This is a genomic window from Streptomyces sp. NPDC004266, from assembly GCF_042874095.1.
In the GTDB taxonomy this organism is placed as follows: Bacteria; Actinomycetota; Actinomycetes; order Streptomycetales; family Streptomycetaceae; genus Streptomyces.
Genome location: NZ_JBIAMM010000004.1, coordinates 201690 through 213166 on the forward strand (window position 1 = coordinate 201690; position 11477 = coordinate 213166).

Below are 11477 nucleotides of genomic sequence, written 5' to 3' on the forward strand. Positions count from 1 at the left end.
CCGGTCCGCGCTGCGCCCCCCGCTGGGCGGGGGGGCGGGGGCGCGGGGGGGGGGGGGGGGCGGGGGGGGGGGGGGGGGGGGGGGGGGCCGGGGGGGGGGGGCGGGGGGCCCCCCCCCCCCACCACCGGAAGGGGTGAATGCACGTAACTTTCCCACCCCGGTCGCGTTCTGTCGCGGTACGCGGCGGAACGGTCACGGAGCGTCAGGCGGCGGCCAGCTCCTGGCGCCGTTCCCTGCGCTCCGCCGCGAGGACGGGGTCCAGGGAGGGGACGGCGGCGAGCAGCTGCCGGGTGTACGGGTCCCGGGGCGCTCCGTACACCTCGCCGACCGTGCCCTGTTCGACGATCCGGCCCCCGCGCATGACGGCGACCCGGTCGCTGACCTGCCGGACGACGGCGAGGTCGTGGGCGATGAAGACGAGCCCGAGGCCGAGTTCGGCCTGGAGTTCGGCGAGCAGTGCGGTGACCTGGGCCTGGGTGGTGACGTCGAGCGCGGAGACGGGTTCGTCGCAGACGATCAGCCGGGGTTCGGCGGCGAGCGCGCGGGCGATGCCGACGCGCTGGCGCTGTCCGCCGCTGAACTCGTGCGGGTAGGCCGCGTACCGGTCGGGGTCGAGCCCCACCCGGTCGAGCAGGTCGCGCACCCTGTTCCGGATCCGGGTCTCGTCCCGCTCCCCCGCCACGCGCAGCGGGTCGGCGATCGACTCGCCGACGGAGCGGCGCGGGTTGAGCGAGGAGACGGGGTCCTGGAAGACCATCTGGAGCTCGCGCCGGTACGGGAGCAGTCGCTTGTCGGAGAGGCCGCCGATCTCCTCGCCCCGGTAGCGGAGTTCGCCGGCGGTGGGGTCGAGGAGGCGGACGAGCATCCGGCCGAGGGTGGTCTTGCCGCTGCCGGACTCGCCGACGACGCCGAGGGTCTCGCCCGCGCGGACGGTGAGGGAGACCCCCTCGACGGCGGTCACGGCGGTCCTGCCCCGGCCGAACTCCCGCCGCAGGCCGACCGCTTCGAGGAGCGTCTCCTTCGTCTCGGGGGCGGTCCGGGCCGGTCCGTCGAGCCGGGGCACGGCGGAGAGCAGCGCGCGCGTGTACGGCGCCGAGGGCGCGCCGAGCACTCCGGCGACGGTGCCGCGCTCGACCTCGCGCCCGTGGCGCATGACGAGCACCTCGTCGACGCTCTCGGCGGCCACGCCCACGTCGTGGGTGACGAGGAGCAGGGCGGTGCCGGTCTCGCGCCGCAGTTCGTGCAGCAGGTCGAGGATCTGGGCCTGCACGGTGACGTCGAGGGCGGTGGTGGGTTCGTCGGCGACGATGAGCTTGGGCTCGCAGGCGAGGGCCATGGCGAGGAGGGCGCGCTGTCGCATGCCGCCGCTGAACTCGTGCGGGCGGGAGCGGGAGCGGCGGGCCGCGTCGGGGATGCCCACCCGGTCGAGGACGTCGACGGCGCGGGCCCGGGCCGCCTTTCTGGATCCAGGATGGTGGATCCGGTGGACCTCGGCGATCTGGTCGCCGACGGAGTGGTAGGGGTCCAGGGCGGACAGCGGGTCCTGGAAGACCATGGCCGCCACCCCGCCGCGCAGCCGCCGCAGTTCGGCGGGGCCGGCGGCGCCGACGTCGATGCCGTCGACCCGGACGGTGCCGCCGAGCCGCGCGCCCGTGCCCCGGTGGAGGCCGAGGAGGGCGCCGGCGACGGTGGACTTTCCGCTGCCGGACTCGCCGACGAGGGCGAGCGCGCGGCCGGCCCCCAGGGTGAAGGAGAGGCCGTCGACGGCCCGGACGCCGCCGAAGTCGACGGTGAGGCGGTCGACCTCCACGAGCGGGGTCGCGGTGCCGGTCCGGGGGTCCGTTTCGAGGGGTGGGGTCGCGGTGCCGGTCCGGGAGTCCGTTTCGAGGGGCGGGGTCGCGGTGCCGGGCCGGGGGTTCGGGAGCGTCATGTCAGGGCGACCCTTCGGTCGGCGAGGGCGTAGAGGAGGTCGGCGACGACGTTCGCGAGGACCACGGCGACCCCGGTGAGGAGCACGATGCCCACGACGATCGGCAGGTCGATGTGGCGGACGCCGTCGATGAGGGTCTTGCCGAGGCCGGGGAGGCCGAAGAGCGACTCGGTCAGCACGGCCCCGCCGAACATGGTGCCGAGGTCGACGGCGCTGAGCGCGATGACCGGCGGCACGGCGCCGCGCAGCGCGTGGCGGGTGACCACGGACCGCTCCCCCACCCCGTAGGCGCGGAAGGTGCGGATGTGGTCCTCGGCGAGCGTCTCCAGGGTGGAGCTCCGCGTGAGCCGGGCGTACTTGGCGGATTCGAAGAAGCCGAGGGTGAGCCAGGGCAGCAGCATGTTCCAGGCCCACTGCTCGGGGTCCTCGCCGAGCGGCACGTAGGTCGGGAAGGGCAGCCACTGGAGGTAGGCGCAGACCGCCATGAGCAGCAGCAGGCCCAGGATGAAGACGGGCGTGCCGGTGCCGGCGAGGGTGAGCACGGTGAGGGCCCGCTCGGTGAGTCCGCCGCGGCGGAGCGCGGAGAGCAGCCCGGTGCCGATGCCGATGACGAGCCAGATCACCATGGCGCCGAGGGCGAGCGAGGCGGTGGCGGGCAGCCGGTCCAGGATGAGCTCGGTGACCTGCTGGTCGGTCTGGTACGACAGGCCGAGGCAGGGCGCGTCGCAGTGCAGGACGCCGGTGCCGGTGGAGTAGTCGCGGCCGGTGAGGACGCCCTGGAGGAAGTGCAGGTACTGGGCGAACACGCTCTCGTTCAGGCCGAGTTGCTCTCTGACCTGGGCGATCTGCTGCGGGTTGCAGCGTTCGCCGCAGGCGAGCCGGGCGGGGTCGCCGGGCGCGACGTAGAACAGCGCGTACACGAGGACGGAGAGCGCGAGGAGGACGAGCGCGGCGCCCGCGAGCCGCTTCAGGACGTAGCGGGTCATCGGGAGGTCTCCCTTCGCGTGCCCACGCCGAGCCGGCCGGCCTCGCGCGGGTCGAGGGCGGTGCGGACGGCGTCGCCGAGGACGGTGAAGGCGAGCACGGTGACGAAGAGCAGTCCGGCCGGGAGCAGCACGTACGCCGGGTCGGCCCGGAACCAGGTCTGCGCGGTGGACAGCATCTGCCCCCAGGAGGGCGTGGGCGGGGTGACGCCCACGCCGAGGAAGGAGAGCGAGGCCTCGACCACGATGTTGGTGGGGACGAGGATCGCCGCGTACGTGATGACGGGCGCGGCGAGCGAGGGCAGCAGTTCGCGCCGGGCGGTCCGCCACCGCCCCGAGCCGGCGAGCCGTGAGGCGGCGACGAAGTCGAGGCTCTTCAGGGTGAGGGTCTGGGCGCGCACGATCCGGGAGGTGCCGGCCCAGCCGAGCAGCCCGATGACCAGGACGAGCAGCAGGGGGCGGGGGAAGTCGCGGGGGACGACGGCGGTGAGCGCGATGGCGAGGACGAGGAACGGCAGGGCGAGGAAGACGTCGGTGATCCGGCCGAGGGCGCCGTCGACCCAGCGGTTGCCGAGTCCGGCGGCGAGGCCGACGAGGAGTCCGACCAGGACCTGGACGACGGTGGCGCCGACGGCGACGAGGAGCGAGATCCGGGCGCCGTACAGGAGCCGGACGAACAGGTCGCGGCCGGTGCCCGGTTCGATGCCGAGCCAGTGGTCGGCGCTCGCCCCGCCGAAGGCGCCGTATGGGACGCCGCCGCGGGCCGAGTCGACGAGGTCGTCGTGGTACGTGTGCGGGTCCTGGCCGGCCAGGGCGGCGAGCAGCGGCGCGGCGAGGGCGAGGAGGACGAGCAGGAGGAGGACGGCGGCGGAGACGAGGGCGGCCGGGCGGGTGCGCAGCCGTCGCCACACCTGCCGGGCGGCGCCCGTGGCGGGGATGCCCGCCACGGGCGCCGGGGCGTCGATCAGGCTGGTCACTTGACCGCGACCTGCGAGATGTCGAGGACGCCGGTCCAGTCGCTGATGACGACGTTCTTGACGTCCTTGCCGACGAGCCGCTTGTAGACCGGGTGGAAGAGCGGCACGTCGAGGGCCTGCTCGCCGATCTTCTTGTCGAGGGCGCCCCAGCGGACGGCGGCGGCCTTGAGGTCGGTCAGCTTGTTGATCTCGTCGATCTCCTTGTTGACCGCCGGGTCGTTCAGCTGCGCGTGGTTGTAGTTCGAGCCGTTGGCGACGATCTGCCGTCCGTCGAAGATCGGCGCGAGGAACGGGCCGCCGGCCGGCCAGTCGGCGCCCCAGCGGGAGAGGAAGAAGCCGGGGGCGTCCTTGACGCTCCAGCGCTTCTCGTTGAAGGAGTTGGGCTGCTGTCCGTCGAGCTTGACGGTGATGCCGGCCTTGCCGAGGGCCTCCTGGACGGCGGTGGCGACCTCGGGGCTGGTGAGCCGGTTCTGGGCGGTGGAGTGGAGCAGGGTGACGGTGAGCCCGTTCGGGTAGCCGGCCTCCTTGAGCAGTTCCTCGGCCTTCTCCGGGTCGCCGGTCCTCCCTGCCGGGAAGTGGTCGTACGGCGTGTGGCCGAAGGCCTTCTGCTCGGGCAGGAAGGTGGTGGTGGCCTCGGCGAGCGCGGAGCCGCCGGCGGCGTTGACGACGCTGGTGCGGTTGACCGCGTACGAGATCGCCTGGCGGACCTTCGGGTTGTCGAAGGGCTTCACCTTCGGGTTGAAGGCGAGGTAGGCGGTGAAGCCGAAGTGGCCGGTGCCGACGCGGGCGGCGAGCGCCTTGTCGGAGCCGATCTGGGCGAGTTCGGCGGGGCCGAGGTTGGTGTCGGTGGTGACGGCGGAGGCGTCGGCGCCGGAGGATGTGGCGAGGCGCTGGTTGATGACGGCCTCGTCGAGCCCGGACTTGACGTCGATCTTGTCCGGGTAGGCCTTGCGCTCCTCGTCGGTCTTCGGGTCCCAGTGCTCGTTGCGCTCCAGGACGAGGTGCTCGCCGTCGTTCTCGTTCTCGACGACCTTGTACGGGCCGGAGGAGACGGGGTGCTCCTCGTACTTCGCGCCGGTGTCCTTGGCCTTCGGGACGGGGGCGAACTGCGTCTGGGTGGCGACGAAGGGGAACTCGCCCTCGGGCTTCTTCAGCTTGAAGACGATGGTGCGGGCGTCGGGGGTGACGATCGACGCCAGGCCCTTGCCTCCCTTGTACGGACCTTCGTACGTGTCGCCGCCGACGAGCCAGTCGCGCAGGTAGGGCGCGCCGCCGGAGAGCTCGGCCGCGAAGGAGCGCTCGATGCCGTACTTGATGTCGGCACTGGTGATGGGCGTGCCGTCCTCGAACTTCAGGCCCTCCTTCAGCGTGTACGTCCACTCCGTGGCGTCCTTGTTGGGGCGGCCGGTGTCGGTGGCGAGGTCGGGGACGACCTGGGTGCCGGCGGCGCCCGCCTCGCGGTTGCGGGTGGTGAGCGTGCGGAAGACGAGGGAGGGGACGTTGCCGCCGCCGGAGGTGTAGAGGCGGGCCGGGTCGAAGTCGCTCTGGGCCTCGCTGTTGAGGACGGTGAGCGTGCCGCCCTTCTGCGGGGCGCCCGCGGCCTTGCCGGAGGTACCGCCCTTGGCGCCGGCGTCCTCGGGACCGCAGGCGGCGGCGCCCGAGGCCAGGACGACACTGACGGCGGCCGCTGCCACGCGGCGCGAGATGACGGACGAATGACGCATCGGAAGGAAACCTCTCGGGGTGGACTGCGGAAAGGAGAAAGGGAATTCCGCAGGCACGGGGAAAGAGCCCGAAAGGGGGGACGGCGCCTGCGGGAATGAAGAACCCGGGCGCGGCGAGAAAAACGGAAAGCCGACGAGCGCTCGGGCTGCGTCAGCTACAGAGAATGTCGGCGACCGTGTGTCCGGTCACGCCGAAGAGCGCCAGCTCAAGGGCGGCGCTGTCGGAAACGGCGTGACGGGGCGACATGCCGAGAAATATGGACGAACGCGTGAGCGATGTCAACGCGCATACGCGCCGTTCCGAGACGCCCGTCTCGTAACGTGGACACGAGCGTTGCGGACGGCCCGTCAACTCGTCGGGTACACCCAGGGGTTGGGGCGGCACTTGATCCCGTCGATGTCCAGGGACTTCGTCTGCTGCTGCATCACGGGGGCGAGCGCGCCCGGCGTGCGACAGCTGACGTGCCCGTGCCCGAGGCGGTGTCCGACCTCGTGGTTGATGAGCATCTGGCGATAGGCGTACATCGCCTTCGGACCGAAGGTCTCCGACCCCTTCGCCCAGCGGAACGCGTTGATCATCACGCGCTGGGTCGAGGCCGAGTCGCACGAGACGTTGTCGACGGTGGTGTCGAGCCCCGACTTCGCGCACCAGGCACCGGTGGTCCCCGGGCTGGCCAGGGTGATCACGAACTCCGGCTCGCCGCTGGAAACGCGCTCGAAGGTCATCTCGCCCCGACCGGCCCAGCTGCGCTTGTCGTTGAGGGTCTTCTGCACGGCGTCGGCGAAGAGCTTCGGATCGAGACCGAGCCCCTTCTCGACGTCGACCCGGTAGCGGATCAGCCGCCCCTTGCCGGGCGCCTTCGCCAGACCCGGCACGGCCTCGAACTCCCCCGAACCCTTCAGCTTCGGGTCGATCGGGAACTGGCGGGACATCAGCTGCTCGTACGTCGGCGGGACGACGACGGGCGCCGGCTTCGCCGGGACGGGCCGGTCGTCGGAGCGGGAGGCGGAGGTGTCGTCCGCGGGCCGCTCGGCCGGCTTCCCGGCGGCGTGGGCGGCGGACGGGGACTCGTCCCCGCCCGTGACCTGCCCGGCGACGACGACGGCGAGGACGGTGGCGACGGCGGCGGCCGCGATGCCGGTGAAGGTGCGGCCGAGCCCGCCCCGGGAGGCCGGGGCCTCCGGCTCCGGGCTCCCCCCGGCGCCCTCCCGGCGTGGTGCGGGGACGAACGGCGCCTCGGCGTCGGCCCGTTCGGGCGCGGCGGTCCGGGCGGTGGCGCCGCGGGGGCCGTAGGACGCGGGGCGCGGGGCGGAGGCCTCGTCGTGCTGCGGATGACCGCCCCGGGCGGCCGGCCCCTGGGCGGGGACGCCGTGCGCCGGGGTGCCGGGCGCGCCGGAGTACACGGGGGTCCCGTGGGCGGGCGTGGCGTGCCGCGGCCCCCCGTACCCGACCGCGCCACGCCCCGGAGCCCCCTGCGCGGGGGCCCCGTACCGGGGGATCCCGTGCGCGGGGGTGCCGTGTCGCGGGGTTCCCGGCGCCGGAGCCCCTTGACGCGGAGCCGGAGCCCCTTGGCGCGGCGCCCCTTGCGCCGGGGCTCCCTGGCGCGGAGCCCCCTGGGCCGGAGCCCCGTACTGCGGAGTCCCCTGGGCCGGGGTCCCGTACATCGGCGTGCCGTGGGCCGGGGTCCCGTACCCCTGGGGGCCGGTGGCGTCCTGGCCGCCGTCGGCCGTGGTCCTGCGGCGGCGTCCCGTCCCGGGCGGCGGCCCCGCCGGGGACGCTCCCGCCTGCTGTCCGGTGTCGGCCACCGAGGGCGCGGAGCCCTTGCGACTATGTCGTCCCACGCCCCGGATCAGCTCCCGCCGTCATCGGCGATCAGGTCCCGGACGGCCTGGGCGACCGTCTCCGGGTACTCCATCATCGCGACGTGCCCCGCCTCGGGGAGGGTCAGCAGGCGCGAGCCGCGGAAGGCGGCGGCCGCCCTCCGGGCCATCCGGTACGAGACGAGCCGGTCGCGCCTGCCGTAGACCAGCAGCGTCGGGGCGAGGACCCGCTCCGCCTGCCGCCACAGCCCGTGCTGCCCGCCCAGGGTGTACGCGTCGACGATGCCGCGCGAGGAACGTGCCATGACGTCCCAGAAGTAGGGGAGCTCCAGGCGCCGCTCCATCTCCTCCACGGCGTCCCGGAGGCCCTCGTCGGTGACCAGGCCGGGGTCCCCGTAACAGAGCGCGAGGACGCCCTTGACCCGCTGCTCGGCCGTCCAGTCCTTGGTGAGCCTCGCGAAGAACGAGGCGACGCCGGGCACCGCGAGCAGCGCGGTGGGCCAGGCGGTGCGCTGGGCGCGCAGCTCGGGCAGGGCCGGGGAGACGAGGGTGAGGGTGCGGACCAGGTCGGGCCGGACGGCGGCGACGCGGGTGGCGACGGCGCCGCCCAGCGAGTTGCCGAGGAGGTGGACGGGTCCGCGTCCGCCGGCGTCGAGGAGCCGGATGACGGCGCGGGCGTGCCCGGTGACCGAGTAGTTGCCGTCGTCGGGCGGCGGGGAGTCGCCGAAGCCGGGCAGGTCGACCGCCTCGCCGTCGACGTGGTCCGCGAGCAGCGGCATGAGGGCGGACCAGTTCTGCGAGGAGCCGCCGAGTCCGTGGACGTACAGCGCGGGCGGCAGACCGGGCCGGTTCCCCGGCCGGGCGCGCACGGTGAGGGTGAGGCCGGGCAGCGCCACGGAGCGGAGCTCCTCGCCTTCGGCGACCCGTACGGCGCGGGTCCGCGACGCGGATGAGGCGGCGGCGGTCCGGGTTTCCGGCAGCTCGGTCGAGGACATGGCCGCAATATTACGAGACGATCACGCGCCGTCGCGTGTGGGTGGGGTCACAGGTGCGTGTGCGGCGGGGCGCGTTCACTCCTAGGCTCGGAGAGAGGGCCATCGGGAGCACCACGACCCGCACCCGGAAGGAACCGTATGACTGTCGATCCGAGCGAGCCGGACACATTCACCGAGGAAGAGGACGTCGTGCTGGACCAGGAAATCCCGGAGGCCGACGCTGCCGAGCAGCACACCGAACTCCAGCAGCGCGAGGACGAACAGCCCACCCATCTCGAGCGCGACTCGGCGAACGAGGCCGACGCGTCCGAACAGGCACGCGTCGTCGCCCTGGACGAGGACGACTACCGCTGAGCACGCGACTCCCGCTGATTTGTTCGGTTTAATCTTGAATCGGCTGTCGACCCGGGCGTCCGGTCCGTGAAATTCTGCGTTCGCACCGCGCACAGCCGGGTTACCCAAAAGTACGATGGCGGCGCGGCGCGACAGCGCACATGGATCGATTTTTGGGAGGCCGCGTGAGCGCCATCGAGCAGACAGAGGCAGCACGCCCTCGGGGCACGCGCCTGCCGCGACGTGCCCGACGGAACCAGCTGCTCGGCGCGGCCCAGGAGGTCTTCGTCGCCCAGGGGTACCACTCCGCCGCCATGGACGACATCGCCGAGCGGGCCGGCGTCAGCAAGCCGGTGTTGTACCAGCACTTCCCCGGGAAGCTGGAGCTGTACCTCGCCCTGCTCGACCAGCACTGCGAGTCCCTCCTGCAGGCCGTGCGCACGGCGCTGGCCTCCACCACGGACAACAAGCTCCGGGTCGCGGCGACGATGGACGCGTACTTCGCGTACGTCGAGGACGAGGGCGGCGCGTTCCGGCTCGTCTTCGAGTCCGACCTGACGAACGAGCCGGCCGTGCGCGAGCGCGTGGACCGGGTCAGCCTGCAGTGCGCGGAGGCCATCTCCGACGTGATCGCTGAGGACACCGGCCTGTCGAAGGACGAGTCGATGCTGCTCGCCGTCGGCCTCGGCGGGGTCTCCCAGGTCGTGGCCCGCTACTGGCTGTCCAGCGGGTCGGGCATCCCCCGCGACAAGGCGGTCGGCCTGCTCACCTCGCTCGCCTGGCGCGGCATCGCGGGCTTCCCGCTGCACCCGGTGGACGGCCAGCTGAGCGCCGAGGGCCACTGACGCCTTCCCGCGCGCCGCGTTCCCGGCGGCATTCCCGGATGCTGTTCGCTCCTGGCGTTCGGCGGCTGACCCGTGCGGGTCCCCTCTCCGGGCTAATGTGTGCAGCGTACGGCGCGGGTATTCGCGCAACGCTGACCGTTCGGAGGGACATAGCCGTGGAGGTCAAGATCGGCGTGCAGCACGCACCCCGGGAGATCGTTCTGGAGAGCGGGCAGTCCGCCGAGGAGGTCGAGCGCGCGGTGGCCGACGCGCTGGCCGGCAAGGCGCAGCTGCTCAGCCTCTCGGACGAGAAGGGCCGCAAGGTCCTCGTTCCCGCCGAGAAGATCGCGTACGTGGAGCTCGGCGAGCCCACCGTGCGTCGCGTGGGCTTCGGCGCGCTCTGAGCCCCGGATCCGACGGGAAGGGCCCGGTGGACCTCTTCGGTCCACCGGGCCTTTCGTATGTCCGTACTCCCACGTCAGGGGGTAGGGGAGGGTTGCGTTCCGGGCGCCGGGGGTAGGACGGCTGTGACCGCACCACCCGCCCCGCACCCCTCGCGAGGTGATTCGCCGTGTTCCTGGAAGCCCTCGGCTCCGCCCTGCTCGGTTTCGCCCTGGCCTGGGTCGCCGCGCAGCGGCTGTCCGACCGCCTCCCCGCCCGTGCGATCGTCCTCGTCACCGGGACGCTCGGCGGTGTCTTCGGCGCGCTCGTGACCCACGGGGCGCTGGGCCCCGGTCACTTCCTCGCCACCCTGATCGGGGCGGTGGCCGTGGCGGCGGTGCTGCTGTCGCTGCTGATCCGCCCGGCCTCGCGCAGACTGCGCCGATCAGCCGCCGCCTGAGCCGGTCGGCCGCCGCCCGAACCCGTCGGCCGCCGCCCGAACGGATCGGCCGCCGACCGGGCCTCTCCGCACCGCCCGAGCGGCGCGCGTCTCAGGCCGCGAGGCCCAGGGCGGCCATGCGCTTGGTGTGCGCCTCGGTGATCCGGGAGAACATCCGGCCCACCTCGGCGAGGTCGAAGCCGTCCGCCACGCCGCCGACCAGCATCGTCGAGAGCGCGTCGCGCTCGGCGACCACGCGCTGGGCCTGGGAGAGCGCCTCGCCCATCAGCCGGCGCGCCCAGAGCGCGAGCCGGCCGCCGACGCGCGGGTCGGCGTCGATCGCCGCGCGGACCTTCTCCACCGCGAAGTTGCCGTGGCCGGTGTCGTCGAGCACCGCGAGGACGAGGCCGCGCGTGTCGGAGTCGAGGCGGGCCGCGACCTCCCGGTAGAAGTCGCTGGCGATCGAGTCGCCCACGTACGCCTTGACCAGGCCCTCCAGCCAGTCCGAGGGCGCGGTCAGGCGGTGGAAGTCGTCGAGCGCCTTCGCGAAGGGCTCCATGGCCGAGGTCGGCTCGGCGTCGACGGCGGCGAGGCGGTCCCGCAGCCGCTCGAAGTGCTGGAACTCGGCCGAGGCCATCTTCGCCAGCTCCGCCTTGTCCGCGAGGGTCGGCGCCAGCTTGGCGTCCTCGGCGAGCCGCTCGAAGGCCGCGAGCTCTCCGTAGGCGAGAGCGCCGAGGAGGTCGATCACGGCGGCGCGGTACTGCGGCTCGGCGGAAGCCTCCGCCCAGTCCTTGGCGGCGATCCCGGTGGGTGTGGCGTTGTCAGGCGTCTCCATGGAGCGCACAATAGCCCGCTCGCGCGGCCCGGGAAGGCCCTGGTCAGTCAGTGTGACCGTGCCCTCATCGCGATTTCTCCCAACACACATGCGCGATTCCGGGGTACAGTGGTAAGGCGCCTGCTGAGTATGCGGACATGCTTTCGCACGTTCGGACGTATTCGGTGGGCCGACTCATGAATGAGGATGCCCGGTCGGTGGCCCGATCGGCTCCGGCCCGACAGCCCTTCCGGCG

At 73.2% G+C, this 11477-nt stretch carries 11 protein-coding genes; 4 read left to right on the forward strand and 7 right to left on the reverse strand.

Annotation, left to right across the window (positions count from 1 at the left end):
• Positions 1–202 precede the first annotated feature (202 nt).
• The 6 genes from ACFYUZ_RS12100 to ACFYUZ_RS12125 all read right to left on the reverse strand — a co-directional run bounded on the left by ACFYUZ_RS12100 (position 203) and on the right by ACFYUZ_RS12125 (position 8430).
• Positions 203–1930 (reverse strand): dipeptide ABC transporter ATP-binding protein, encoded by a 1728-nt coding sequence (locus ACFYUZ_RS12100; protein WP_389308056.1) that lies wholly within the window; start codon positions 1928–1930, stop codon positions 203–205.
• Positions 1927–2916 carry an ABC transporter permease gene (locus ACFYUZ_RS12105; RefSeq protein WP_389308058.1) on the reverse strand — a complete coding sequence of 330 codons (990 nt, stop codon included), beginning with the start codon at positions 2914–2916 and terminating at the stop codon, positions 1927–1929. The genes ACFYUZ_RS12100 and ACFYUZ_RS12105 overlap by 4 nt, the downstream gene beginning before the upstream one ends.
• Positions 2913–3890 carry an ABC transporter permease gene (locus tag ACFYUZ_RS12110; protein WP_389308060.1) on the reverse strand — a complete coding sequence of 326 codons (978 nt, stop codon included), beginning with the start codon at positions 3888–3890 and terminating at the stop codon, positions 2913–2915. Before ACFYUZ_RS12110 ends, ACFYUZ_RS12105 begins: the two co-directional genes overlap by 4 nt.
• Positions 3887–5614, reverse strand: a complete 1728-nt coding sequence (locus tag ACFYUZ_RS12115) for an ABC transporter substrate-binding protein (RefSeq protein ID WP_389308062.1) — start codon at positions 5612–5614, stop codon at positions 3887–3889. Before ACFYUZ_RS12115 ends, ACFYUZ_RS12110 begins: the two co-directional genes overlap by 4 nt.
• Before the next feature lie 348 nt (positions 5615–5962).
• Entirely contained in the window at positions 5963–7018 is a 1056-nt protein-coding gene (locus ACFYUZ_RS12120) for a DUF3152 domain-containing protein (RefSeq protein WP_389308064.1), read from the reverse strand.
• Positions 7019–7464: 446 nt separating this feature from the next.
• The gene (locus ACFYUZ_RS12125) at positions 7465–8430 is read right to left on the reverse strand and encodes an alpha/beta fold hydrolase (RefSeq protein ID WP_389308066.1); all 966 of its coding nucleotides are present in this window, start codon (positions 8428–8430) and stop codon (positions 7465–7467) included.
• Between the two features lie 138 nt (positions 8431–8568).
• On the opposite strand from ACFYUZ_RS12125, the gene ACFYUZ_RS12130 reads away from it, so the two are divergent.
• The 4 genes from ACFYUZ_RS12130 (at position 8569) to ACFYUZ_RS12145 (ending at position 10428) form a co-directional block, all read left to right on the forward strand.
• Complete coding sequence (locus ACFYUZ_RS12130; RefSeq protein ID WP_225803467.1) at positions 8569–8784, forward strand: hypothetical protein; 216 nt, start codon at positions 8569–8571, stop codon at positions 8782–8784.
• 164 nt (positions 8785–8948) lie between these two features.
• Positions 8949–9608, forward strand: a complete 660-nt coding sequence (locus ACFYUZ_RS12135; RefSeq protein ID WP_356902321.1) for a TetR/AcrR family transcriptional regulator — start codon at positions 8949–8951, stop codon at positions 9606–9608.
• Between the two features lie 155 nt (positions 9609–9763).
• Positions 9764–9991 (forward strand): DUF3107 domain-containing protein, encoded by a 228-nt coding sequence (locus ACFYUZ_RS12140; protein ID WP_073809026.1) that lies wholly within the window; start codon positions 9764–9766, stop codon positions 9989–9991.
• A gap of 167 nt (positions 9992–10158) precedes the next feature.
• Positions 10159–10428, forward strand: coding sequence for a hypothetical protein (locus tag ACFYUZ_RS12145; RefSeq protein ID WP_389308068.1), 270 nt, complete (start codon positions 10159–10161; stop codon positions 10426–10428).
• A gap of 91 nt (positions 10429–10519) precedes the next feature.
• Here ACFYUZ_RS12145 and ACFYUZ_RS12150 read toward each other — a convergent pair whose 3' ends face one another.
• Positions 10520–11242, reverse strand: coding sequence for a ferritin-like fold-containing protein (locus ACFYUZ_RS12150; RefSeq protein WP_030688588.1), 723 nt, complete (start codon positions 11240–11242; stop codon positions 10520–10522).
• Between the last annotated feature and the right edge of the window lie 235 nt (positions 11243–11477).